Raw genomic sequence first — 25,422 nt, 5'->3', positions numbered from 1 at the left:
AAAATCGGACGGATGCTGATATGGCCGGGATCGGGCTAAAGGCGGGCGGGCTGACCTTTGCGGCCGTGCTGTTTGCAGTATTTGTGCTGCTTGCGGGCATTAGCGGGCTGAGCGGACCGGAATCGGCGGGCATTGCCCTGCTGTCTGCCGCTGTTGCATTTGGCACGGTCTGGCTGAGCATGCGCTGGCTGATGGCGGCCCGCTTCGAAGCCCTGCGCCGGCTGATGCGCGCCATCACCGAAAAACATTTTGATGAGTTGCCGGAAGTCCGGAGCAGTGGCACGGACGAAATCGATCAGATGCTGCAGGAAGTAGCCGCCGCTGCCGAGACCATCGAACAGGAATTTTACCGGCTGATGCGGCTGGAAAACTACCGCAAAGAGTTTATCGGTGATATTTCGCACGAGCTGAAAACCCCCATTTTTGCCATTCAGGGTTTTGTAGAGACCTTGCTGGACGGTGCACTCGAAGATGAAAACGTAAACCGCGTTTTTCTGGAGAAAGCCATGAAAAACGTGAACCGGCTCACCATTCTCACCAACGACCTGATGGAAATCGCCAAGCTGGAGACCGGCGAGCTCAAATCGCACATCAGGCCGTTTTATATCGCGGACTGTGTGCAGGAGGTGCAGGACACGCTGCAGTACCGGGCGGCGGAGGAGCAGCTTGCGTTCTCCGTACAGACCGATGAGCCTGACTGCCGGGTGATGGGCGACCGGAATCAGCTGCGGCAGGTGATGGTAAATCTGGTGGAGAATGCGATCAAGTACAACCGTCCGGGAGGAAAGGTCACGCTGCGGGTACAGCGCTCGCCGGACCATGCCAAAAAGGTGAAGGTATCGGTGGAAGACACCGGTATCGGGATTGCCCCGGAGCATCTCGAACGGGTGACGGAGCGCTTTTTCCGGGTGGATAAATCCCGGTCAAGAGACAAAGGGGGAACCGGTTTGGGTTTATCGATCGTGAAGCACATACTGGAGTCGCACGGCAGCAGCCTGCAGGCGCAAAGCGTGTACGGACAAGGCTCGGTGTTCAGTTTTTACCTTAAAAAGGCATAGCTTACTTTAGCTTCGTGCGCTGAATGCCTAAATTGGCGTATGGTTCAGGGTCTGCGAAATTTCCCTGGCGAACAATGCGGGCTAACTTTCAAATTTTAAACGATCTGACTATGCGATACGCAGTGATAATGGCGGGGGGCAGTGGTACCCGTTTCTGGCCTAAAAGCCGGGTCGCCAAACCAAAACAGTTTTTGCGCCTTGTAGGAGAAAAAACCATGCTTCAGCAAACCGTTGCGCGAGTAAGCAGCATGGTACCGCCCGAGCGGGTGCTCATCATCACCAATAAAAGCTATACAGCGCTGGTGCAGCAGCAGCTGCCTGAAGTGCCGGCTGAAAATATCATTGGGGAGCCGGTAGGGCGAAACACCGCGCCGGTAGCCGCAGCCGCAGCGGCTATTATTGAGGCCCGTACACCGGGCGCAAGCATGGCGGTACTGCCTTCTGATCACTACATCCGGGATGAGGCGACCTTTTGTGGCATTCTGGCGTCAGCGTTCGCCAAGGCAGAAGCCGGACATAACCTGGTGACCATCGGCATACGCCCGTACCGTCCGGAGACGGGTTTTGGATATATTCAGACCGTTGCGGAAAAATCCGAGATGGCGGAAGGCAACCCGGTGCACGAAGTGAAGCGGTTTGCCGAAAAGCCGGACCTGAAAACCGCGGTTTCTTTTCTGGAATCCGGTGACTTTTTGTGGAACAGCGGGATGTTCGTGTGGCGCTCGGATGTCATTCTTGATGAATTCCGTCTGCACCTGCCGGAGCTGCACAGTCTGGCCATCACGCTGCAGGAAGCCCTGGCCGGGGGGATGTCCGTGCCCGATGTAGAGGCCTTCTATCAGGCTGCGCCATCTGTTTCGGTGGATTACGGGATTATGGAAAAAGCGTCGACCGTACACGTGCTGCCGGGTGAATTTGGCTGGAATGATGTCGGAAGCTGGCAGGCGATTTACGAGCTGCAAGACAAAGATGAGGCTGGCAATGTGACCGATGCGGCTGAAGTACTGATGACCGGCTGCAAAGACAGCTACGTCTACAGCCGCAGCGGCAGGCTGATTTCCCTTGTAGGCCTGGACGGCATTGGCGTGGTAGAAACGGATGACGCGCTGATGGTGTGCCGTATCGAAAAATCGCAGGATGTACGTGAAATTGTGGCCAAACTGCAGGAAGAACCCTGGCGCAAGTACCGGTAACCCGATGTGACGGGGAAGTACTCCGGCCTCCCGGGTGAGCTGCGGAGCACCATTGCCCTGATACTGCATATCCAGCTAAACAGATTGCAGCTGTGTAGTTTATGTGATACTGTGAATAATACGGGTTAACACCGTTAAGTTTTACGTATGTGTTCGCTGAAAACTTCGTATCTTTAAACAGTAAAAATAACACTTTTAGCCCCGGAACCGGGGACGATGGCGTGCATGTGCCTCTTGAAAGGGTTCATTTCAGGCCCGGGATCAGGGCAGCACGCTCAGTTGAATCAACCAAAAAAACGACGGAGAACCACAATGGCAAAATTTTCAACGCCTCAGCTACTCATAACCGCCGTAAGCGCGTTTGCCGGCGGTGTCCTCTTTGCATGGCTGTCAAGTCCGCGCTCCGGCCCGGACAACCGCCGCTGGATCAGCGACAGCACAAGCGATCTGAAAAACAAGGTGAAGGAATCGGGTAAAGGTCTCAAAACCAAAAACTTCCCTGATCTTTATGAGGCTACCGAAGACCTTGGCCTCACCGAAGAAGACCTGTTGCCGGGCAACCGCTAAGTGCGGCAAGGCGGTGCCGGCGTCAGCAAAACATCTGCACGGCAGAGCCGGATGAAAAGATAGTGCACCTAGGCTTGAAGGCGCATGGCCGGTTCCTTGCATAATTTGTGCTCAACCTGCGGCATAGAAGCGTGCTGTGTGCTATACCCCAATCATTTCCTATGAAAGAATACAGGTTTCAGCAGTTGTGGAAAGCGTTGGCCTTTGGCAGGCAGGGGCATCACACGCTCTGCGGTCAGGCATTTCGGATAGAAGACCCCGGAACGTACAATGCCGGAGACGGGCCTGATTTCCGGATGGGTGCGCTTCGCTTTGCAGACGGCACCCTGCTCCGGGGCGATATAGAGCTTCACCTGCACGAACAGCAATGGCAGGCGCACGGGCACAGTACCGATCCGGCCTACAACGGGGTCATCCTGCACGTATTTCTGCATCCGGCTGCAAAACCTGTACGCCTGCAAAGCGGGGTTCAGCCCCTGCGCTGTTCCCTTCTCCCGGCTATTACGCCCGGGCAGTTTGCAGGTTTACAGCAGGATGAAGTCCTTCCCTGTGAAACGGCCATCCGCTATATCCGGCCAGAAGTTGTGCATGCGCAGCTGGAAAAGGCGCGGCAGGATTACTTTGAAAACCGCGCGAATGCCCTTATTCAATGGTGGGATCCAGCCCTTACTATCGAGGCTGCTTGGAAAAAAATGGTGCTCAGGGCCTCCGCCTCTGTACTGGGCCTGAGCCGGAACCGGGAAGCCATGGTGAAGCTTGCGGAAACCATTCCCTGTACCCTCCCGCCCGAAACCAGCGAGGCCTACCTCACGGCCTGGCTTCTCGCGCGCAGCGGCTTGCACGGGCAACAGGCAGAACCTGACAGCCTGAAGCGTACCGACTGGGACCTGAGCGGCTCGCGGCCCGGCAACAAGCCTGAACAGCGCATTGCACAGCTCGCGGCGCTTGCCCTAAGGCTGCACCGGCTCGGCCGTGCAGATATGCTCAAAGGTCCCGCGGTCTGCGCAGCAATGGTGTTCAGGGGTTTGCCGGCGGGAAGGCGCACACACTTACTGGAGCTCATCGTTTGGCTGCCTGCCTTTTACCTTCTGGGTACACAGCTGATGGCTGAAGGCCTGAAGCAGCAGGCCCTGGAGCTGTGGCGTTCGCATCAGTATCAGCCCGAAGCCATGTTTACGGAGGCGTTCAGGGCCGCCGGCTTTGCGCAGAAGGCCACCCTTTCGCATTTGGGCATTGTGCATCAGCAGCGCGAATGGTGTGCCCCTAAACGCTGCGGAAACTGCGCAATCGGGCAATCAGCCGGTCTTTCATCTGCCTAAGGGTGTGCCTGAAATGAAATATTTTTTTTGTTGACACAGATACCATTTCTCCCTAAATTTGGAATCTATTAAATAAAGTTAGCCCGGTCGTCTAAAGGCAGGACAGCTGGTTTTGGTCCAGTCAGTGGGGGTTCGAATCCTCCCCGGGCTACACTCTTTTTCAAGGATGTTCATGCGAGATGTGCATCCTTTTTTATTACGTATAACCTTCAGCCGCATCACCCTTGGATAAGCCGCTCGCTATATTCGCAGGTCGCAGTAATCTGTCATTATCCCGCGCCATTGCAGAGGAGTACGGCAGTACCTTGGGAGAGGTCACCATCAAAAATTTCTCTGATGGCGAACTGTACGTAAAGTTTAAGGAAAGCATCCGGGGGGTTGATACTTATATCATTCAATCTACGCCTACGGCAGACAGTATCATTGAGCTCCTTCTCATGATAGATGCAGCCAAAAGGGCGTCCTCCCACCGCGTTACCGCTGTAATACCGTATTTTGGCTATGCACGGCAGGATCGCAAAGATCAGCCGCGCGTATCCATTGCAGCCAAGCTGATGGCCAATCTGATTGCATCGGCAGGTGCTGACCGGGTGCTCACAATGGATCTGCACGCACCGCAGATTCAGGGTTTCTTTGATATCCCGCTTGATCACCTGTATGCAGGCTCCATATTTGTGGACTACTTCAAAAGCAATCCGATTGAAGACCTTGTGGTTGTCGCGCCGGATGTCGGCAGCCTCAAAATGGCGCGCTCCTACTCGAAGCGTCTCGGTGCCGGACTTGCTTTTGTGGATAAAAGACGGCCACAGCAAAACGTCGCCGAAGTCATGAACGTCATTGGTGAAGTAGAAGGAAAAAACGTTCTGATGGTCGATGACCTCATTGATACCGCAGGAACCCTCACCAATGCCGCCGACGCGCTCAAAGCCCGCGGGGCCAAAACGGTCGTTGCTGCGGGTACACACCCGATTCTTTCAGGACCAGCTTATCAGCGCATTGAACAATCCTGCATTGATAAGCTCCTCGTTTCTGATTCCATCCCGCTGCAGCGTCATTCCGATAAAATAAAGGTGCTGAGTGTAGCTGGTATTTTCGCTGACGCCATCCGCCGGATTTACACGGATGATTCGATCAGTACTCTGTTTGATGATTAATTAACTTACAAGGAAACATTATGAAAAACCCTAAAGTCGTAGAATTAGAAGTGAACGCCCGGGAAAGCGGCAGCAAACCGAGCAGTAAGCTTCGCAATGAAAAACTGGTACCCGCTGTAATCTATGGCCCGGGTGTTAAAGAGAATATCAATGTTGCGCTGCCCGAAGTTGACGTTGATAAAATGGTAAGCGTCGTTGAGAAGGAGTTCCTTCTTATCAAAGTCGATGGCAAGGAATGCAAATGTATTATTCAGAACGTTGACTTCCATCCCGTTACCGACCGTCCCCTTCACGTTGACCTCTACGCGACCTCCCCTGACAAGGCGCTCACCATTACAGTGCCGATTCGTCTCGAAGGCAACCCTCCGGGCGTAACCGAAGGGGGACGTCTGTATCAGCCGCTTCGCGATCTTCAGATCAAGTGTCTTCCCGAAAACATCCCCGCTGAGTTTGTGGTGAACATCGGGAAAATGCAAATTGGTAACACCCTTAAGGTCCGCCGGATCAAGTCCAAAAACCTTGAAATCCTCACCCCGGGCGAACGTACCATTGTGGTAATCCGTCCGCCAAAAGGCGCGACCGGAATTGCCATCTCCGAACTTGATGATGATGATGATGATGAAGGTGCAGAAGGCGCAGAAGCAGCTGCAGCAGAAACCGCTGAAGCCTAAACCAAAGCTTCTGTTTGCGGGCACTTGCTGTTCGTTAAAAACCTTTCTTTACCGCTGAAAAGCAGTGTTTTTAGGCAGGCGCCGCACTCCATGAGTTGCGGCGCTTGTTGTTTCTGGTCGTCAGCGACCCGGCAAAGGCGCAACGTTTCCGAAAACACGCGGCGTGTACGCTTACGTCCCGGTTTCGGACCGTAAACGCGCTTATTTAAGTCAGTACACTTCACTAAAGACCATCCATCTGTAGCTTGCAGGTTCAGGCAAAAGCCCGTAAAGCCCGCAGCTTTTGGGCTGATTCTTTCTGCAATCAGCGCATAACAAATAAATTATAAGCTGCCGCAGCACCTTGCGTGTTGCTATGCGCCCTTGCAGATGAACAACCGCACATAACCCGTACACCGGAAATGCATATTATTATCGGATTGGGAAATATTGGTCCGGATTATCACGGTACGCGTCATAATATCGGCTTCGCGCTCGTCAACCTTCTGGCGCAGGAGCTTGGACTGGATTTCGAACCCGGCAGAGGCCCCTGGCGCGAAGCAGCGGGCCGGTTTAAGGGCAAGCCGCTCGTATTGCTGAAACCCGAGACCTTTATGAACCGCAGCGGAAGCGCCGTCACAAAAGCGCTGGTGGTACACAAAACGAGCCTCGACAAATGCCTGATTTGCTACGACGACCTCAACCTGCCCCCAGGAAAAATCCGGTTCCGGGACAAAGGCTCAGCCGGCGGACACAACGGCATAGCCGATATCATCGCCCGAACCGGAACACAGCGCTTTCCCCGGCTGCGCTTTGGCATTGGCAACACCTTCGCCCGCGGCCGGCAGGCGGACTACGTCCTGTCACCCTTTGAACCAGCCGAAGAGCCCCTTATTCAGGAGAGTCTCGAAAAGGCCGCTGAAGGCGTACAGTGCTTTGTGCGGCAGGGAATGGTGCAAACCATGAACCAATTTAATGCTTCATAAATCCCGAAGCGCAGCCAGCATGCGGGCCATCCGCGATTGCTGCCGATAAAAAAACGCAGACCTACCGCCATGCATACCGATATTTTTAAACTCATCTTTGAACATGACCTCAGGCTTGAGCAGCTCTCCGGCGAAGCCGATCCGCGCCGGGAACAGCAGCGTGCCTCAACCCTTGAAGAATTCCTCAAACCCGTACCGGTCTATTCCAAATTCTACTTTACGGGCACATGCTTCGAAAACGGCAGCGAGCCCCGCTTCGGATTCACCCGACTGCAGGCCTTCGACCGCCTGTTTGACGGCTTCTTAAAAGCCATTGCTCCCCGGCTATGGATCGGGCAAAACGGCATGCTGCCGGGTGCAGACAGCAGCGCGACCTGGCAGCCCTCCAAACCCGGCGAAACCCTCGTCTTATGCAGCACGGAAGCGGCCGAACAGTGGGCCCGGGAAGGCAGCAACATAAGCCCCGACCTCTTTACCCCTGCGCTCAGTGTGCGGGAAAAAATCGCGCACATGACGCCCGTACTCGACGCTGGCTGCCTCGTACTCTTCACCGAGCAGGCGCACGACGGCCTGGATCTGCACCTGTTTTCAAAGGCCAACATATACGAAGCCTTCTTCGAACGCTACCAGCCCCTCACCGGCTCACCCGGGCTGCGCTACTTCAGCATAAACGGGAAACGCGCCCGAAGCGAACGCCTCTTTTACTTCGAAACCTGGACCCTCGACCGCCCGCCGCACGGCTTTGAAGAAGTATTCCCGGAAACACGGCTCCGGTAGCCTGACTCCAGCCGCTGCCGCGGTAGCCCGCCTTTTTTTATTTTTGGGGGAAACGCAGAGAACATCACGGTCTTTCGTGACAGTTTCCGGGCTCCCAAGTCAAAGATGAAGGCGTTGCTTTTTTTCAGCAGCACAGCAAGCCGGCGCGTAAAGGGCTCAAAGTCTTCCCAACAGGCGCAACGCCTTTACCAAAAAAAAGCTGGTACCCAAAAAAAGCTGATAAAGCAAAGAACTCCTGTCATTAACCTGCCCCGCGGTCAGCGGTCCGCCGTCCGCCGTCCCCCAAAAATCAGACCTCAATGGTCAGCTGATCGTAGGCCAGCTGAACGTGTGACGGGAGCTTTGCGGTCACTTCTTTGTGTATCACATAGGAAGAGATATGAACCAGATAGGTCATAGGGATTTCCAGCTCGGTTGCGATTTCAACTGCCTCGGGAATAGTGATGTGCGTTGGGTGATCGGGTTCCCAGCGCAGCCCGTTCAGGACCAGGACTTTGGAGCCGCGAATGCGCTCACGGGTTGACTCCGGAATAATCTTCGCATCGGTAACGTAGGAAAGGTCATTGATCCGAAAGCCGAGCACATCCATTACGGTATGATCTACGGGCAGGGGGGTGATGGTGCAGTCCCCAAAGGTAAGGGGCTGATCAAGAACGTGAAGGTCCAGATCAACGGAGCCCGGTGTTTTGTGCGGCGGAAACATGTAGTGAAAGCGGCGGTGCAGGGCGTCGATGCAGCTTTGGGTCGTGTAGGCCGGCAGGGGGGCACGGCGCGCATAGTTGTAGGGCCTCAGGTCATCGAGACCGGCAATGTGGTCGGTATGCTCATGGGTGAGCAGCAGCAGATCAATGTTGCGTATGCCGGCGCGCAGGGTTTGCAGCCGAAACTCAGGACCGGTATCGATCAGGATAGAGCATTCAGGTGTTTTGACCCAGGCCGATGTGCGGTAGCGCTCATCACGGGAGTCGCCGGTTGGGGTTTCACGACCGAAGCCGCCGGCTACAGGTACGCCCATGGAAGTGCCGGTGCCTAAAAAAGTAAGTTTCATGCGTAGTCCGGGCTGAGCGGGTTGGGCCTTCCGGAAGCTTTTTGTTCGGAAATCTGCCGGGCAGCCCGAATCCTCTCGTTCAGATGTTTACGGGTTGCGGGTTTGATGAACAGGCTGTCGAGCTCAATATCGTGGCTGTTATCGATCAGAAAACGGGCAATGACCCCAACAAGATAGTCGGGGGGCTGGTTTTTGTTCAGCATAATGATTTTCTCACCTTCCAGCAGGCAAAATCCTCCTTTAAAACTGCCCCGCTCTTTTCGCACAACATAGCCGAGCTGTTGCAGCAGTTCTTCAAGTTCCATCAAAAGTTTCTCGGAGCGCATGAATCAAATATCAGCTTTTTAAAATCTCAAAAGGTAAGGGCTAAGCGAAGCCGGTGCGACGACCAGTCGTAGCGGAATTCAGCATCGGAATTGCTGAAGCGGTAGAAAGCGGCCGTATAGCCCGCCTGCAGGCCAAAAATGCCGGCCAGCTGCGTTACATTGAAAAATACATCCTGCGTAAGTTTGTAGGAAGCGCCGCCGGTCGCACCGTACGAGCCCACCGTAAAACCAATGGACGGCTGCGAAACCGCATGCAGCTGCACCCGCTGCGTGAGCTGAAACAGAAAGTCGAGCCCCGCCGAAATGTAAACCGAATTCTGGGCGAATTCGGCACTTGTGTTGGCCGTTTGCCGGGTGCGTACCAGCGTATAATCGGTGCTCAGGCCAAAGGGAATACCAATACGGAAGGTGCGTCCGGTACGGATGGTCGCTGGTGCGAGCAGGCCCAGACTGGCAAACGTAGCCCTGATATCCTCTTCCGGGCCGAGCGAAGTGCGGTCAGCAAGCTGAAAAACCAACCCGGGGGTGCGGACATACAATCCGTAAAGTACCCCGTCGAAGCTGTAGTCAGGAATGTTTGCATGCTCAGCAATGCTCCCAAACAGGGAGAAATCGGCAAACTCCAGAAAAGTACCGGCACTGCTGGGGGTAGTGAGTAGCAGCTGCTGCCGCTGTGTACCGGCAGATACAGAAAACATTTGCGCCTGAAGGTCGTCAGCCAGAAGCAGGGCAAGTAAAAGCGTACAAAACAGGGCTGCAGGTGATTTCATGAATTAAAAAAGGCTTGATAGGGAAGAAATTTAAGGGCCTGACTAAGGTATGGTGCGGAACGTTAAGAACAGCAGTATAATTTCAAAGCCTACCTGTTAACCAACCGAAATATGATGACAACATTACTCTTACTTCTTATGCTTTCCGGAACAGTTATCCCGTCTGCGGGCTCTGATCAAAATCCTGAAAAAGGCATTTTTGATTTCACCATGACCACCCTCAGCGGGGAAGAAAAAGACTTGAGCCAGTTTAAAGGCTCCGTTGTGCTAATCGTGAACACGGCTTCAAAGTGTGGTTTTACATCCCAATATAGGGAACTTCAGCAGTTGTATGAAACCTATGCTGACCGTGACTTTACCATTCTTGGTTTTCCGTCAGCCGACTTTGGCGGACAGGAGTTTGAGGCCGATGAAGATATCGCAGCCTTTTGTGAGCGCAATTTCGGGGTAACCTTCCCTATGTTCAGCCGCATTTCCGTGCGCGGTGCAGAACAGCATCCTTTATTTACCCTGTTAACCAGCAGCCCTAATCCTGATACAGAGGGGGACATTCGCTGGAATTTTGAAAAATTTCTGTTGGATCAGCAAGGCAACCTCATCCGTAGGTTCGGCTCAAGGACCAACCCTATGCATACGGATGTTACCGCAAGTATTGACGCGCTGCTTGAATAATTCGGGAAACAAAAACCGAACTTAAATAAACATTTAATACATAAGGGGTCAAGGCTTTCTGTTGCTTTAGCGCAGATAGCCTTTTGTTTTTTAGGATGTTCGGAAAATAGTAGAAGTAGTTAAAAATATGGTAAAACGTTAGGTTACACGTAAAGTATAAAAGCGCAAAGCAGGTTTGAATAATTGGTGTAATTTCGTAAAATAGGTGAAACAACATTGGATTCGTAACAAAAGCTGATTTCAGGCAGCAGAAAACCGTAGTAATGCCCCTTTGTAAGTTTAATATTTAAGCATTGACTTAATATCGGTCAGTGACTTAGCGTATGGGTCTATATATATATATATGCACATCTGTCCAAAACGTTTGAAAAGTAGCCAGTGAAAGCCCCGAAGCCGGGGCTTTGTTATTTTAGGAGGTCCTACCCAACCTAAAAAATCACTGACTATGGCCAATGTAACGTTATTTGCGCAGATTATGCAGACCCTGGACCGACCAAGCTTCAAAAAGCTGGTTAAAAAATACAGTTCAGACAAACATGTTAAGGGTATTACCAGCTGGACTCATTTGGTGACTATGCTGTTTTGCCAGTTCTCCAAGTTAAGTTCCCTGCGAGATGTTTGTAACGGGTTAAAATCCTCCAGTGGCAATCTTAACCATTTAGGTGTCAACAGAGCACCTTGTAAATCCTCGCTTTCCTATCAAAATAAGCATCGCGAGTGGGGCCTTTTCAAAGACTACTACTTTGTGATGATGAAGAAACTGGCTGCAATGGGGCGTTTCCGACAAACCCGCTTCAGGATCAAAAGCAAGATCCTGCTGTTGGATTCAACGACCATCAGTTTATGTCTGGGTCTGTACGATTGGGCCAAATTCCGCAAAAAGAAGGGCGCCATAAAACTACATACCCTGCTGGATTATGACGGTTGCCTGCCGGTTTTAATACAGATGACCGATGGCAAGCCGCACGACTCCACTGTTGCCAAAACATTGTCGTTGCCAGCGGATTCAGTAGTCGTTGCCGACCGCGCTTATGTTGATTTTCCGACCTTGTACCGATGGAAAACCGAGGGCAGCTATTTTGTGATACGCCTTAAAAAATCTGTCCAGTTCAAGCGGCTCGCCGAAAAACCTCTGCCAGACAACCGCCATCAGCACATACTGATCGATGAATATGTCGAACTGAGCAAGCCTGAAAGCTATAAGAACTATCCTGCTAAATTACGACGGGTGGTGGCTTATGACGCCGAAAAAGATCAAACCATCGAACTGATCACCAACCAGTTTTCCTGGACAGCAAACACCATCAGTGAGCTGTACAGAGCCCGTTGGGATATCGAACAGTTCTTCAAAGACATCAAGCAGCTGCTCAAAATCAAGTCATTTCTGGGCACAACGACCAATGCCGTGCTCATTCAGATTTGGACAGCGATGATTACGATCCTGATCTTGAAGTACATGAAGGCCATCGCAACCTATGGCTGGTGTTTGTCCAATATGGTCGCCTTTCTTCGGGTAAACCTATTCGTGAAGTTTGATCTGCAAAAACTGCTGAACGAGCCTTTTAAACCACCAGAAACCGTTGTTGAAACAGCCCCCATACAGATGAGTTTATTTGAGTGGGGGGATTGATTTGCTAAAATCGATATAATCTGTCCTAAATAGCCGGAGGAGCCGGTATTTCCCAAATCTCAAATCGTTTTGGACAGCTGTGGTTAGGAACAGTTAGTCTTAAAGCACAACTAAGCGTAGCACCTACTCCTATTTTTATTAGTGACAGGCAAAACGCAACATCATTTTTTGTAAGCAACAGAGGTGATGCGCCTCAAGAAGTATCAATTGAATCTTTGTTTGGGTATGTAATCTCTGATTCTGTTGGAAACAGAACTGTTACGTACGACGATCCTTTCAATGCGTCTGCATTCGATCTTTCAGAAAAAATCAGGATTTTCCCAAGAAGATTTACCTTGGAAGGCGGACAACAAAGAACAGTCAGAATTCAGGTTATTCCTGGACCCGATTTAGAAGATGGGACATATTTTGCCCGTTTAACGGTAACTTCTGAAGAAGCAGGCAGAACTATTGAAGAAATTGAAGCAGAACGTCAGGAAGGTGAGCTTGTTACGCGAATTAATTATCGATTCGTCCAAGGCTTTTCAATCAACTATCGTAAAGGCAATGTAACGACAGGTATAGTTGTTGAAGATTTCAACTATCAGATAAATGAAAGCGACATTCAATTGTTTTCATCATTAAGAAGAACCGGAAACAGTCCCTTTTTAGGTACCCTCCGAGCTTCTTTGATTAACGGCTCGGGGCAAACGGTTGTATCCGGTAGTGGAACTGTTGGCGTTGCTTTTGAAATATTAAACAGACTTGCGATTCCTTTGGATGAACCATTAGAAGCAGGCTCATACATTGTGAGATTTGAATTCCTGACAGATCGAGCTGACCTTAACCCGTCGGATATTATCAGAGCTGAGCCTGTCATCTTTGAGCAGGAAATTACAATTCCGTAAAATTTACCGTTGTGCCACAATTCATGCGGGTACATACAATCAGCCGTATCTTGATGCTGTGCTGTGTAGGTATGTTATGCTTACATACGCCGACGGAGATTAGGGCAACTACAGCTATGTCCTCAGCTTCTGATACCGAAGAAGTACTTGCTACTTTCCGGTATCAGGCTGTAGGGCACGTGTTTGTGACTATTCTATATGATTATGATTCCGATCGTATTTTACTTCCTGTTGCCGAGCTGTTTAGCTTACTTATGATTAACATGGAAATTGACAGGGGGAATTTTATGATTCGGGGTTTTTTCATCGAACAGAATATCCCATATCAGATAGTATTTGACCGGTATATGATTGCATTCGACGGTACTCAAAGTCCACAGTTTGAAAGCTATGGACCTGAACATTTTGTGATAACAGAGACAGATTATTTTTTGTCACCGGAATTGTTCTCGGAAGTATTCGGGCTTCATTTTACCCCCGATATTTTTGCTTAACCCTATCCCTCGAAACACGGCTTACGGTGCCTGTTGTAGAATTTGAACAGCGGCTGCGTGCGCGTGCAAGAATCGAAGAAATGCAGAAGGGGCGTCAGTTTTATCCCCTTACACACCCGCAGCGCAGACCGCTTTTTGACGTAGGATTCATAGATTATACCATAAGTTCAACCGGAGACTTTGAGCAACAAAATTTAAACTTCAACTTTGACGGCGGTGCAGCTTTTCTTGGCGGTGCCATTCGCGGAGGCCTCAATGGATTTTCAAGTGACGGGCAGATCAATACCGGCTTTTCAAACATCCGCTGGGAATACGCGCGACCGGAATCAAGCTTGCTGAGCCGAATTGATGCCGGAGAAGTCCGCAGTGGCGGCCTGCGCGCCCGTAATATCCGCGGGGCTGCCATTACCAACGAGCCGATCGAAGCGCGCTACTTCTTTGGGACCATCCGTCAGGACGGCACAACCGAAGCCGACGCAACGGTCGAACTTTATATGAACAATCAGCTCGTACAGTTCACAACGGCTGATGCAACGGGCTACTATAAGTTTGACATCCCGCTCAACTACGGGCAGACCCGGCTCGAAAAAGTATTTTATTTTACGGACGGGCGTATTGAGCGTCGTTCCCTTCGCATTCAGACCCCGTTCAGTTTCCAGCCGCAGGGCGTTCTGACCTATCACGTAGATGGCGGCTATCAGATTCAGGGTGCCGAACTACTCGGGCGGGATCGTCTTTTTGTGGGCTCGGGACGCCTGTCCTATGGGGTCACCAAATGGCTGACAACCCGCATCGGCACTGACTATGTAGAAGATGCGGATCCTTTTGTGTATGGCGGCTTTTCAGCCCGCGTACTTTCTCAGTATCTCCTCAACGCCGATTTTGCACCCGATGCGTATTATGAGGGAAGCGTTGCGGTTGTGTACCCCAATAATGTTAGCCTGAATGCGCGGCACCGGTACTACGACGGGGCTTCTGTGTTTAATACCCGTGACCTAAGCAGTGAATCCAGCCTGAGCCTCGGGCTGCCGGTTCGGCCCCTGCCGCTTCGTCTGCAGATTCGTTCGCTTACCTATAACGACGGGCTTTCGGAATATGATTTTGGTGCGGATACCAATTACCGGCTGTTTGCAAGTAATTTCCAGCTACAGTATCGTACCCGCATTTTTGACCGGGGGGATGAGGGCGTTGAGTTTACCAATCAGACCCTGCGTACAAGCCTGAGTTATGGCGTGCGTCGCGGGCTGGGTTTACCTGAGTTTATGGATATTCTGACGGGTACTACGGCCCGAATCAGCAGCACCTACGATATAGATTTAGGCGAATTCAGGGATATGGATGTGCAAATCAGCCGTCGTATATTCGGCGAGGGTAATCTGCAGCTTTCCATGGGGCACGCTTTTGCCAGTAGCCGCACCGTGTTTCGCTTCAGCCTGAATTTCCGTTTAGACAACAAAGTTGCCGTTACTACTTCGCATTCGTATCAGCGTGAGCGCTACAGCATGCGAAATTCGGTGCGCGGCTCCTTAGGCTTGGATTCGCGTTCAGGCGTCATACAGCCTACCTTCCGCAATCAGGTCGGCCGTGCCGCGGCAAGCGTAATTCTTTTTATCGATAAAAACAATTCCGGCACTTTTGATGAAGGTGATGAAATACTGCCGTATAACGCCATTCGCCTGAGCGGCAGCGGTCGGGGAGATGTAGGCCGGGATGGGATCGTGCGCCTCACGCAGCTCCAAAGCTACGCCCGCTACAACCTCGAAATTATCGAGCGCATGATTCCCAACGCAACCCTTGTGCCTGCGCAGGATAAGTTTTCCTTTATTGCCGACCCCAATCAGTACAAGCGTATTGAAATTCCCTTCTACCAAAGCGGTACGATTGAGGGCATGGTTTCCCTCGTACGGCCTGAAGGCTCTCGCGGTGTAGGCGGAGTGCGTTTAGAAGTGATAGGGCAGGACAACAGTTTCCGCGAAACCATTCGCACCTTTAACTCAGGAGATTTCTTCCTGATGAATATACCCCCCGGGCGCTACCTTCTGGAGGTGAGTTCAGCGCAGCTGGATTTATTAGGTCTGGCGCCCGGGGATGTTTATTCCTTCGAAATCAAACCCACTACTTTTGGCGACTACGTTGACGGCTTAAATATAGAATTATTCCCGGTAGAAACCGAAGAAGTGATCCCAAGCCTGCTTGCCGAGGAAGTTGTGGTAAACGCCCGTACCCGTATAGAAGCCGTGCGGACCCTGCTGGGCGAACAGCCGCGGCTTGAGCGACAGCTGCGCAGCGATGCCCGCGAAGCCCTGCGCCTGTTTACCTTTGCGCAGCAGCACTTTACCAGCGGCGATTTTGATCAGGCCCTGCGCGTCGTTACCGAATCCCTCGAACGGTCTGAAACCGGCGATCAGGAGCAGGCCATGCAGTACTGGCAGCGTGCCCGCAGGCTCAACCCCAATATCGAAATCCCCGATGTGGAAGCCATTCTCGAAGAGCTGAACCGTTAGCACGCCTGCCTACTTGTCAGGCGGGCAAGGGGCGGGGCTTTTGCGCTGCTTTTTTTGAAAAATCCTCCAATCCGAAAAACCACCTTGTGCGATGAATACTTTATCCCGTGCCGGAGGGCAAGCCCTGCGGTTTAAATTGAAAACCCGTTTTGTAAGCTTGGCAGGACTGCTGTTTGTAGTCCTACTTTTATTCGGTACACCCCTCCCGCTGCAGGCGCAGCAGGGGCAAATTGAGGTTGTGCGCAGTCAGGATCAGGAAGTCCGTCCGCAGGCGCCGCAGCTTACCCCCGAACTCAGCTACGGCTTCCGCCTCGCTGAAGTCGACAGCCCGCTCGAAATTGCCATGCTCGAGCAGCAGTATGACCTGCTGATCTCCCGCGCACTTGAGCGCTACTTTAACACCTCAAGTTTTGTCGTTGATACCTTTATTGAGGGCTATCTTGTCGTACTGCGGCAGCAGGAGCGGGCCCGGGAAGAGGCACAGCAGGAAGAGGACGTCCCCCGCTTTGATGTACCGGGTGTTCCCCGCGTGCCCGGCTTTATTTTCCGGCAGCTGCAGGAAGCCATCCCCGATATGGAAGACAACCGCACCCCGGAATACACCCGTATCGAAATCGAAAACATCACCATCCGTCTGATTGTTGATGAGGCCTTCGGCGATGAGGAGCTGGATTTCATGAACCTCATCATCACCACAACAGCCAAACTGCAGGCCGACCGGGGGGATAAGCTGGAAGTAATTCATCACCGATTCCCGCAAAGTGTACTCAGCCGTTCCGGCGCAGTCAGGGCCGATACCCTGAGCGATGATCTGATCAGCAGTTCGGATGAAATCGATGCCTGGCTCGACGAAATGGAAGATGACTTAGGCCTGACCGCAGCCGTTGCCGACACCACCGATGATCCCCAAAAGGCCGGATTCTTTCAGCAGCTCAGCTTTCAGGAGATTTTGCTGCTGCTCATTTTCGGCGTCCTTGTTGCAGCCGTTGTACTGATCACCTGGATCCTGAACCGTAACCGTACAGGCATGCAGCCGCAAATGGCGGCAGCCGGAGCTGACGAAAACGGCAGTGCCGGCAACACGGATTCAGCTGCGCCATCCGGAAAAAGAAAAAAGGCCTGATGTTTACACCTCATTTTTAAAAAAACAGCGGAATCATGACGGGCATCAATTATTTTACTGAAGTAATCCCAACATCCCTGCGCAGGCGCATGTACACATCTGTACTTCTGCTCACCCTGCTCGCATTCGGACTGCTGCAGGGCGGCTGTGCGGCTCTTGGCGGCGCAAACGGGGCCGCGGAAGATGAAGCTGATCCGGCGGCGGCAGAAGCAGCGCAGCAGGACGAGGCAGACCCAAACGGCAGCAGTGAATCAGCCCTGATTGAGGCGGAGCTGAATCAGCTGTTCAGCGATGCCACGCTCGAAGAAACCTTCGAGGGCTTCTACCGCACCGTATCAAACTACATGATGGGCTACTACGTGATGGCGCAGCGTGCGTTTGCCGACAACAAACTTCCGCTCGCCCTGCACCTCGCGGAGCGCTCCGCCGAGCTTGAGCCCACCGAGGAAATCTTCCTTCTGAAAGCCTACCTCCACACCTTTGCCGGAGACACGCCCTCCGCTGTGCAGGCCCTCTGGAATGCGCGGCAGTTCAGCGAAGAAATGCGGGATTTGTATGATGAAGTCGGCTTCATGATGGAATTGCGCGTCATGGAGACACAGCCCGAAGTAATGGATCGGGTCATCCCGCCCTACGTTTCAGAGATAAGCGACACGGTCGGCTTCCCCGAGCTGGAGCCGGGCTACTTCGTAGCGGTCGGCAGCTTTGTTTCGGAATCCCGCGCACAGCAGACCTTTACCGACATCTTCAACTACTACTACCTCGCCTTCCGCGAAGGCTTTCCGGGGCACAGCATCATGCGCTACAACAACGCCCTCTCCGTCTTCTTCGGCCCCTACGAAAGCGCCGAAGCAGCAACCGTAGCCCAATCCCGCCTCATCATCGCCTACCCCGCCGCCAAACTCGTACAAAACCAACATCCCTGACAAAACAGGGCGTCAGCAACACAACATCCGGGAACCCGCATGCAGGGCCGGCCCGTGCCAACGCGCCGCGATATATCGTCGAACCCGCCGTAGGGGCGGCGCCTACGTGCCCGCCCCAAACGCGTCAGCCACCCCGGAATCACGTCACGACCACCCCAACCGGTGCGCACCAACGCACCGCGATATATCGTCGAACCCGCCGTAGGGACGGCGCCTACGTGCCCGCCCCAAACGCGTCAGCCATCCCGAAATCACGTCACAAACCCAACCCGGCGCGCACCAACGCGCCGCGATATAACGTAGAACCCGCAATGTAGGGGCGACGCCTTGTGCTCGCCCCAAACGCGTCAGCCACCCCGGAATCACGTCACGAACCCCACCCGGCGCGCACCACTGCGCCGTGATATATCGTAGAACCCGCAATGTAGGGGCGACGCCTTGTGCTCGCCCCAAACGCGTCAGCCACCCCAGAATTACGTCACGAACCCCACTCGGCGCACACCAACGCACCGCGATAAAACCGCGAACGCACCCCGATTTCGGCGTCTCAATCCCGCCATCGGAATAAATCCGAAACCAGCTGCAGGCCTCCCTACCATCATCAGGATTTCGTGGCCATTAATAACATCTCCACACCCCGTCCCGCCACCATCGTGGCCTTTTTTCATTTTGTTGCTGTTCTAACCCGTTGCCTTTGAATGATTTAGTCCCGGGTCCACCCCTCTCGAGAGGGGAATTAGGTAGCCCGGAGGTGGTATGAAATTTGGTGGTCGGCCAATGAATTTGGTGTTCATTTTCGGCACCATAAACCGGCGATCAATACGCCGCGCGCACAAGCGCGCCGCGATATATCGTCGAACCCACCCGTAGGGGCGGCGTCTACGTGCCCGCCCCAAACGCGTCAGCCACCCCGAAATCACGACACGAACCCCAGCCGGCGCGTGCCAACGCGCCGCGATATAACGTAGAACCCGCAATGTAGGGGCGACGCCTTGTGCTCGCCCCAAACGCGTCAGCCACCCCAGAATTACGTCACGAACCCCACTCGGCGCACACCAACGCACCGCGATAAAACCGCGAACGCACCCCGATTTCGGCGTCTCAATCCCGCCATCGGAATAAATCCGAAACCAGCTGCAGGCCTCCCTACCATCATCAGGATTTCGTGGCCATTAATAACATCTCCACACCCCGTCCCGCCACCATCGTGGCCTTTTTTCATTTTGTTGCTGTTCTAACCCGTTGCCTTTGAATGATTTAGTCCCGGGTCCACCCCTCTCGAGAGGGGAATTAGGTAGCCCGGAGGTGGTATGAAATTTGGTGGTCGGCCAATGAATTTGGTGTTCATTTTCGGCACCATAAACCGGCGATCAATACGCCGCGCGCACCAGCGCGCCGCGATATATCGTCGAACCCACCCGTAGGGGCGGCGTCTACGTGCCCGCCCCAAACGCGTCAGCCACCCCGATACCCATGCCGCTGTTTTTCAAAATCACATCCTCATCATTCAACTCAAAAAACATTTCTACCGGTGCGTGGGTGCGCACTGCGTGCGTACATCGGCGATGTTGACTCCAATACCGTAGTCTGTTGACGCATGGGTTTAACCTGGCCCCGGACCAAATCTGATTTTGGTTATGTATCAAACATCTGCGTCACACCCCATCCCGCCAGCACTGGGGCTTTTTTTATTTTATTGCTGTTTTAACCCGTTGCCTTTGAATGATTTAGTCCCGGGGCCACCCCTCTCGAGAGGGGAATTGGGTAGCTCGGGTGTAGTTCGGGTTTTGGGTAGTCAGCTATTAATTTTGCTAGTTGTTTGGTTCCCGCAAATCCGAAGAACCTGTGGAATAGCATTAATTTATCCCATCACAATTTGAAACACCTCAACCTTCAATCTCCCTTCAGTTCAGCAAGTGCGACCGGAGCTGGAAGACGGGGATGGTTACTTTTACGCGTTCGCCGGAGTCGCGCTGCATGAGGTAGTAACCTTTCATGCTGCCGGACATCGACTTGAGTACACAGTAGCTGTTGTAGCTGTGTGACTTGCCCGGCTGTATGACGGGCTGTCTGCCGATTACACCTTCCCCTTCAATCTCATACACATCACCCGTTGAATCTGAGATGTGCCAGTACCGGGTAAGCAGCTTAATGGGGTCAGGTCCTATGTTTTCAATGGTAATGAAATAGGCGTACACGTACTTGCCTGAAATGATGTCTGATTCATTTTCAATAAAAACAGGCTTAACGCTCACCTTTACATCGTTGGAAATCTCAGTATATGTCATGGCAAAGAGGGAGTAATTTTTGACGGCTGTTGAACAATCCGATTAATTAAAATACCGCGGGAAGGCTTCTTATGAAAGCGCACTTGTTTTTGTAAACACGTACATAACAGAACTGCTGCGGTTAACATTCGACACCGCGTATATATTGGACAGCAGTGCGGTGATACCGGCGCGCAACGGACCCGTGAATCCATGTCCGGCATATTTTTCACTCAGCAGACTTACATAAAAGGCGTCGAACGGCATCCCCTGTTTCTCCTCCAGGCTGAAGCCACAGGCCGCTGCGAGTTTGGTGATGCCTGCCGGACTAAAATGAAATAGATGGCGCGGGGTATCCAAACCGGCCCAGTGCTGCCCGTAAACCTGTGCGTCGTAGCTCAGATAGTTGGGCAGGGCGAGGATGAGCTTGCCGTGATGTACCAGCCGCTGGTTCATTTGCAGCAGGGTTTCCCGGGGATCGTGCACGTGCTCGAGGGCGTGCCAGGCGGTTATCAGGCTTAGGCGTTCGTGTTCGCCGTCTGGCAATTCGCTGAGTGCCGGATATACGCTTAGCTGATGGGCTTCACGGGCATGGGCTGCAGCCGCTGCGTGAGGCTCTACGCCCGCCACCTGCCACCCGGGCCGGGAAGCCTGCAAATAAGCTGCGAAATGCCCGGAACCACATCCAAAATCCAGCACCTTCGCGCTGCGCAGCTTTACATAGGCCCGAATGAGCTTCAGCTTGCGGCCGTGCATGTGCGTGCGTACGCGGCGATACAGGGCCGCGAATAATCCCCGCTGTTCGCTATTGTGGGAAAGGTAGGCAGGCATGTTGTAATACCGCGCCATCTCGTCGGCTTCGGGGACGGGCCAGGTAAAGCAAAGCCCGTTTATTTCTGACTCCCATACGCCGAAGGCTTCCCCCGTACAGCCGTAATCGCGGGTATGGTACCGCAGCTTCACCTCATACGAACCTGTTAGGGGGCAGCGTGGCGGTCCGCTGCTGTGGGCGGAAGAAGCGTCAGGTGACGGAACCATCGGACAGAGATAATGAATTGCAGGGATTAACGAAGGCAGCGGAGAGGGACAGAGGCAGCGGTATGCCTCCGCTTTACCGTCAGGCTACAGCGGACGCTCAGGATTGTCGGTGTCCTGCATGAAGCTCGGGGTCAGGCTGGCGCGGCCGTCTTCATATTCGAGAACGACTGCGGGCTCAAGCGGCCGAACCACGACATTGTCGCCGATGTCAAACGGCATGCGGTTATCGGTGTGCACAATGCAGTTGCCCTGTCGCATGCTCACATGGTAGGTGATATCATGCCCCTTGAACTCACGGCTGCTGATATGGCCGCAGCAATTGCTGCTGTTGGCCGGGGTAGCGCGCTCTATGGTGAGGTGCTCAGGCCGCAGGGACAGCATGACGTCGCCCCGGGCGGGCTTGTCGAGCATGAGCGTGCCGATTTCGGAACTGGCTTCGAGCCCGGAGGCCTGTGCCGGAAACAGGTTGGTACGTCCCAGGAAAGTGGCCACAAATGAAGTCCGCGGACGGTAATACACATCTTCGGGGCGCCCGATCTGTACGAGCTTTCCCTTGTTCATCACCCCGATGCGGTCGGCAACCGAGAGGGCTTCCTCCTGATCGTGCGTTACGAGTACCGCGCTCATGCGGGCTTCTTTCAGGATACGGCGGACCTCATTCCGCGTTGACTGCCGAAGCACGGCATCGAGGTTGGAAAAGGGCTCATCCATCAGCAGCATGGCAGGTCGCGGCGCAAGAGCCCGGGCAAGGGCAACGCGCTGCTGCTGTCCGCCTGAAAGCTCATGCGGCATACGCTTGTGGAAGGCCTTCATCCCGATAAGGTCCAGCATTTCAAGGGCGCGGTAGGACCGTTCACTCCCGGAAAGGCGGGTTAGGCCAAACTTGACGTTTTCCAGCACATTCAGGTGCGGAAACAGGGCGTAATCCTGAAAAACAAAGCCCACGCCGCGTTTCTCCGGCGGCACGTGTGTGTAGGGACATTCCAGGGTTTTGCCGTTCAGCTGAATGGAACCCTCATCGGTACGCTCAAAACCGGCAATCATGCGCAGCGTAGTCGTTTTCCCGCAGCCGCTGGGGCCGAGAATGGCGAAAATTTCCTCCGGGGCAACCGTAAAGGAAACCTTGCTGACGACCGGCGTTTCATGAGTGGAAAACCGTTTGGTGAGATTGGTAGCCCGTAACAGGCAGTTCATGCTTTTTTCCATTCGCGTGCAAATAACAAATAAACAAATAAAACCGAGAAAAACAGTATGCTGAGTGCAAAAGGTGCGGCTTCGGCAAACATGGCTTCCGCAGAATAACCCCAAACGCTTACAGCAAGCGTCTCAAACCCGATGGGCGATAAGATAAAGGTTATGGGAAGTTCTTTCATTGCAGATAAAAAAACAAAGGCGGCCCCCGCTACAATTCCGTTGCGAAGCAGCGGAAAGGTTGTGAGCCAGAACGCGCGGAAGCGGCTCACGCCCATGGAGCGGGCGGCTTCTTCAATACGCGGCGGGGCCTGATATAAGGCGCTGCGCACCGGTCCCATTGACTCCGCGAGAAAGTGAAGGGCGTAGGCAAATACCAGCAGGGCCAGGGTCTGATACATAAACGGCAGGGCCGAAAGGCTGAAAAAGATAAAGGCCAGCGCCAGTGCCAGCGGGGGCGTTGCATAGCCCAGATAGGCGAACCGCTGCAGGTAATTCGACATGCGCGAAGGAAAGCGGATGGAGATATACGCCAGGGGTACCGCAAAAAATATGGCCAGCAGGGCCGCAGGGGCGGAAGCGGTAACCGACGCCCGAATGGCGTAGCCAAAGGAGTTCCAGATGAAAGGATCTACGCCCTGTGCCATCCAGAATAAAATGGTCACAACCGGTACCACGACTGCGGCAGTAAGCACGATGATGACGTAGCTCCAGGCCAGCAAAATCCCCCAGTTGCTCAGCACCGTGATTTTGGTGCGCCGCGCCGTACCCACGCCTATGCGATAGAGGGAGAGTCCTTTCAGCAGCTTGTACTCTGCAATCAGTATGGTGCTTGTGAGGGCCAGCAGCATGAGCGCGATCCAGGCCGCGTACACCCGGTCGAAGGCACTTTCATACTGCAGAAAAAGCGCATAGCTGAAGGTCTCATAGCGCATGAGCGAAACAGCGCCGAAATCCCCGATGACATAGAGGGAGATGATGAGAACTCCGGCCAGATAGGCAGGCCGCAGCTGCGGAAGGATAACCTTGAGCAGAATCTGCCGGCTGTTGTAGCCAAGTGATCGGGCCGCTTCTTCCACGGAGGGATCGAGGCCCATAAAACCGGTGCGAAGGTTCAGGAACAGGTAGGGGAAGGTGTACAGGCTGATGGCCAGCAGCGAGCCCCAAAAGCCGGAAGGGCGGTCGATAACTATGCCGAACAGCTGCGCGAGGGTGCCGTTGGTACCGCCTACGCCGAGCAGGGAGTAGGCGAGCACGTAGCCGGGGATCGCAAGCGGCATCACGCCTAACAGGGTCATGAGCTTGGTGCCGGGCACGTTTGTCCGGGTTGTGAGCCAGGCAAAGGGAAAGGCCATGAGGGTCGTCACTAAAACGACGCCCCCGGTGAGCATGAGTGTGTTTTGGAGCAGAATGAGATTCCGCTGACGCAGCACGAGTTCCGAAGTTTGGGCCCAGTCGCCGTCAAAGGCGCGAATCACCAGATAGATGAGCGGCAGAAGCACCGAGATGCCGACAAATACAGCCGGCACCAAAAAATACCAGGGGGGTAATCCGGAAAGGGTGCGCTTGGAAATCAAAATCAGAGCAGTCCGGTTTGGCGAAGCAGGCGCAGGGTGCCGTCCAGATCTTCGAGCAGGTCGAGGTCGATATCCGGGGCAAGTTCGAGCACGTCTTCAATCATCCGGTAGCCCTGCTCCAGGCCTGTTCTAACCGGATATTCAAAAGTAGAATCCCGGAAGAACTGCTGCGCTTCTTCCTGAATCATGAAATGAATGAAGCGGGTAGCATGCTCGACCCTGCGCGAAGGTGCGACGATACCCATGCCCGCTACATTAATCAGGTTGCCGGTATCACCCAATTCAAAAAAGGCAAAGCGGATGGGGTAGTTGGGATTGGACGCTATCGCGCGGTCGATATAATAGTGATTGGTGAGTCCTACGAGCACTTCACCGGCTTCGATCGCTTGCAGAATGGAGTTGTTGTTGTTGTAGGCGATGGCACCGTTGCGGCGCATATCAAGCAGCCATTGCCGCGTTTTTTCTTCGCCGTCGAGGGCGCGCATGGCTGTTACGAACGATTGAAAGGAGGCGTTGGTCGGTGCCCAGCCCACCTTTCCGCGCCACTCAGGACCGGTGAGGTCATAGACGGATGCAGGAAGATCTTCGGCGCTGATGCGGTTGGCGTCGAAGGCGAGCACACGGGCACGGGCACTGGTCGAAACCCAGGTGAGGGCGCTGTTTCGGAACTGATAGGGCAGCGCCTGCGTGATGGAGTCGGGCAGGGCAATCAGCATGTTGCCGTTGTGCAGCGCGCCAAGGGCGCCGGCATCCTGCGACCAGAATACATCAGCCGGACTTCTGCGGCCTTCCTCCAGGATGGCGACCGCCAGCTGCGTCGTGCCGCCATAGCGCACCCGTACACTTATGCCTGTTTCCTCCTGAAACCGGTTTACCAGCGGTTCTACCAGGGCGCGGTTGCGTCCGGAGTATACGGTAAGCTGTGCCATCACCTGTTCAGCGGTGAGCAGGAAACAGCCTAAAAAAGCAGCAATGAGTAATAATGTATTGCGGGCAGACTTCATAAAATAATCGCGTGTGTAAAGATTAAGTCTAAATAAACGCTTTAAAATACAACTATTCAGACTGATTTAAAATAGCACACGCATGTTGTATTTACATGAAGACGCGTCTTTTTTTGGAAAAAAGCTTGCTGATGCAGGCTTCCTGCCATACCGAACCGCAGGTCTGCGTGTTGTGATATGGGCTGAATCAACTGATGAGGGTCTTCAGCCGGTCACAAAAGCAGGCAGGAAACAGTTGAATCATAAACAAAGGTTTAGAGC

The 25,422-nt window shown here is 53.4% G+C and carries 23 protein-coding genes and 1 tRNA gene; 16 read left to right on the top strand and 8 right to left on the bottom strand.

The features are described 5' to 3' along the window. The first annotated feature begins 20 nt into the window (after positions 1 to 20). The 9 genes from CYPRO_RS13820 (at position 21) to CYPRO_RS13780 (ending at position 7,704) form a co-directional block, all read left to right on the top strand. Positions 21 to 1,058 carry a sensor histidine kinase gene (locus CYPRO_RS13820; protein WP_114985172.1) on the top strand — a complete coding sequence of 346 codons (1,038 nt, stop codon included), beginning with the start codon at positions 21 to 23 and terminating at the stop codon, positions 1,056 to 1,058. A gap of 110 nt (positions 1,059 to 1,168) precedes the next feature. Beyond that, on the top strand, positions 1,169 to 2,251 hold the full coding sequence (locus CYPRO_RS13815) for a mannose-1-phosphate guanylyltransferase (RefSeq protein WP_114985171.1): 1,083 nt from the start codon (positions 1,169 to 1,171) through the stop codon (positions 2,249 to 2,251). 312 nt (positions 2,252 to 2,563) lie between these two features. After that, the gene (locus tag CYPRO_RS13810) at positions 2,564 to 2,818 is read left to right on the top strand and encodes a YtxH domain-containing protein (protein WP_114985170.1); all 255 of its coding nucleotides are present in this window, start codon (positions 2,564 to 2,566) and stop codon (positions 2,816 to 2,818) included. Between the two features lie 161 nt (positions 2,819 to 2,979). Continuing rightward, positions 2,980 to 4,137 carry a DUF2851 family protein gene (locus CYPRO_RS13805; RefSeq protein WP_114985169.1) on the top strand — a complete coding sequence of 386 codons (1,158 nt, stop codon included), beginning with the start codon at positions 2,980 to 2,982 and terminating at the stop codon, positions 4,135 to 4,137. A gap of 80 nt (positions 4,138 to 4,217) precedes the next feature. After that, positions 4,218 to 4,288, top strand: a tRNA-Gln gene (locus tag CYPRO_RS13800). Between the two features lie 73 nt (positions 4,289 to 4,361). Next, positions 4,362 to 5,291, top strand: coding sequence for a ribose-phosphate diphosphokinase (locus tag CYPRO_RS13795; RefSeq protein WP_114985168.1), 930 nt, complete (start codon positions 4,362 to 4,364; stop codon positions 5,289 to 5,291). Between the two features lie 20 nt (positions 5,292 to 5,311). Further along, entirely contained in the window at positions 5,312 to 5,962 is a 651-nt protein-coding gene (locus CYPRO_RS13790; RefSeq protein ID WP_114985167.1) for a 50S ribosomal protein L25, read from the top strand. 401 nt (positions 5,963 to 6,363) lie between these two features. Continuing rightward, the gene (gene pth / locus CYPRO_RS13785; RefSeq protein WP_114985166.1) at positions 6,364 to 6,927 is read left to right on the top strand and encodes an aminoacyl-tRNA hydrolase; all 564 of its coding nucleotides are present in this window, start codon (positions 6,364 to 6,366) and stop codon (positions 6,925 to 6,927) included. 69 nt (positions 6,928 to 6,996) lie between these two features. Beyond that, on the top strand, positions 6,997 to 7,704 hold the full coding sequence (locus tag CYPRO_RS13780; RefSeq protein WP_114985165.1) for a hypothetical protein: 708 nt from the start codon (positions 6,997 to 6,999) through the stop codon (positions 7,702 to 7,704). A 289-nt stretch (positions 7,705 to 7,993) separates the two neighbouring features. On the opposite strand, the gene CYPRO_RS13775 is transcribed toward CYPRO_RS13780, so the two are convergent. From CYPRO_RS13775 to CYPRO_RS13765, 3 genes are read right to left on the bottom strand one after another with little or no spacing between them, the layout of a single operon-like run. After that, entirely contained in the window at positions 7,994 to 8,752 is a 759-nt protein-coding gene (locus tag CYPRO_RS13775) for an MBL fold metallo-hydrolase (protein WP_114985164.1), read from the bottom strand. Then, on the bottom strand, positions 8,749 to 9,078 hold the full coding sequence (locus CYPRO_RS13770; protein ID WP_114985163.1) for a hypothetical protein: 330 nt from the start codon (positions 9,076 to 9,078) through the stop codon (positions 8,749 to 8,751). The genes CYPRO_RS13775 and CYPRO_RS13770 overlap by 4 nt, the downstream gene beginning before the upstream one ends. Before the next feature lie 26 nt (positions 9,079 to 9,104). Further along, positions 9,105 to 9,848, bottom strand: a complete 744-nt coding sequence (locus CYPRO_RS13765) for a hypothetical protein (RefSeq protein WP_114985162.1) — start codon at positions 9,846 to 9,848, stop codon at positions 9,105 to 9,107. Positions 9,849 to 9,959: 111 nt separating this feature from the next. Here CYPRO_RS13765 and CYPRO_RS13760 point away from each other — a divergent pair, with 111 nt between their 5' ends. The 7 genes from CYPRO_RS13760 (at position 9,960) to CYPRO_RS13730 (ending at position 18,084) form a co-directional block, all read left to right on the top strand. Further along, the gene (locus CYPRO_RS13760) at positions 9,960 to 10,520 is read left to right on the top strand and encodes a glutathione peroxidase (RefSeq protein WP_240644764.1); all 561 of its coding nucleotides are present in this window, start codon (positions 9,960 to 9,962) and stop codon (positions 10,518 to 10,520) included. A gap of 445 nt (positions 10,521 to 10,965) precedes the next feature. Then, the gene (locus tag CYPRO_RS13755; RefSeq protein ID WP_114985160.1) at positions 10,966 to 12,150 is read left to right on the top strand and encodes an IS4 family transposase; all 1,185 of its coding nucleotides are present in this window, start codon (positions 10,966 to 10,968) and stop codon (positions 12,148 to 12,150) included. A gap of 215 nt (positions 12,151 to 12,365) precedes the next feature. Next, positions 12,366 to 13,037, top strand: a complete 672-nt coding sequence (locus CYPRO_RS13750; protein ID WP_124245627.1) for a hypothetical protein — start codon at positions 12,366 to 12,368, stop codon at positions 13,035 to 13,037. Positions 13,038 to 13,153: 116 nt separating this feature from the next. After that, a complete protein-coding gene (locus CYPRO_RS13745) occupies positions 13,154 to 13,531 on the top strand; it encodes a hypothetical protein (protein ID WP_114985158.1) in 378 nt (125 codons plus the stop codon). A 26-nt stretch (positions 13,532 to 13,557) separates the two neighbouring features. Next, on the top strand, positions 13,558 to 16,035 hold the full coding sequence (locus tag CYPRO_RS13740; RefSeq protein ID WP_114985157.1) for a hypothetical protein: 2,478 nt from the start codon (positions 13,558 to 13,560) through the stop codon (positions 16,033 to 16,035). A gap of 91 nt (positions 16,036 to 16,126) precedes the next feature. Further along, the gene (locus CYPRO_RS13735) at positions 16,127 to 17,158 is read left to right on the top strand and encodes a hypothetical protein (protein ID WP_114985156.1); all 1,032 of its coding nucleotides are present in this window, start codon (positions 16,127 to 16,129) and stop codon (positions 17,156 to 17,158) included. Positions 17,159 to 17,193: 35 nt separating this feature from the next. Then, on the top strand, positions 17,194 to 18,084 hold the full coding sequence (locus CYPRO_RS13730) for a hypothetical protein (RefSeq protein ID WP_114985155.1): 891 nt from the start codon (positions 17,194 to 17,196) through the stop codon (positions 18,082 to 18,084). Positions 18,085 to 19,988: 1,904 nt separating this feature from the next. Here the strand turns inward: CYPRO_RS13730 and apaG are convergent. The 5 genes from apaG to CYPRO_RS13705 form a co-directional block, all read right to left on the bottom strand. Further along, positions 19,989 to 20,372: a Co2+/Mg2+ efflux protein ApaG gene (gene apaG, locus CYPRO_RS13725; RefSeq protein ID WP_114985154.1), complete on the bottom strand. Its 384-nt coding sequence runs from the start codon at positions 20,370 to 20,372 to the stop codon at positions 19,989 to 19,991. Between the two features lie 69 nt (positions 20,373 to 20,441). After that, complete coding sequence (locus tag CYPRO_RS13720; protein ID WP_114985153.1) at positions 20,442 to 21,389, bottom strand: class I SAM-dependent methyltransferase; 948 nt, start codon at positions 21,387 to 21,389, stop codon at positions 20,442 to 20,444. Positions 21,390 to 21,473: 84 nt separating this feature from the next. Continuing rightward, entirely contained in the window at positions 21,474 to 22,583 is a 1,110-nt protein-coding gene (locus tag CYPRO_RS13715; protein WP_240644763.1) for an ABC transporter ATP-binding protein, read from the bottom strand. Further along, positions 22,580 to 24,157, bottom strand: a complete 1,578-nt coding sequence (locus CYPRO_RS13710; protein WP_333472980.1) for an ABC transporter permease — start codon at positions 24,155 to 24,157, stop codon at positions 22,580 to 22,582. The genes CYPRO_RS13715 and CYPRO_RS13710 overlap by 4 nt, the downstream gene beginning before the upstream one ends. 2 nt (positions 24,158 to 24,159) lie before the next feature. After that, a complete protein-coding gene (locus tag CYPRO_RS13705; protein WP_114985150.1) occupies positions 24,160 to 25,161 on the bottom strand; it encodes an iron ABC transporter substrate-binding protein in 1,002 nt (333 codons plus the stop codon). Between the last annotated feature and the right edge of the window lie 261 nt (positions 25,162 to 25,422).

The organism is Cyclonatronum proteinivorum, assembly GCF_003353065.1.
GTDB classification, from domain to species: domain Bacteria; phylum Bacteroidota; class Rhodothermia; order Balneolales; family Cyclonatronaceae; genus Cyclonatronum; species Cyclonatronum proteinivorum.
Note: the sequence above shows the minus strand (reverse complement) of the source record. Positions and strands in the feature narration are given on the sequence as shown.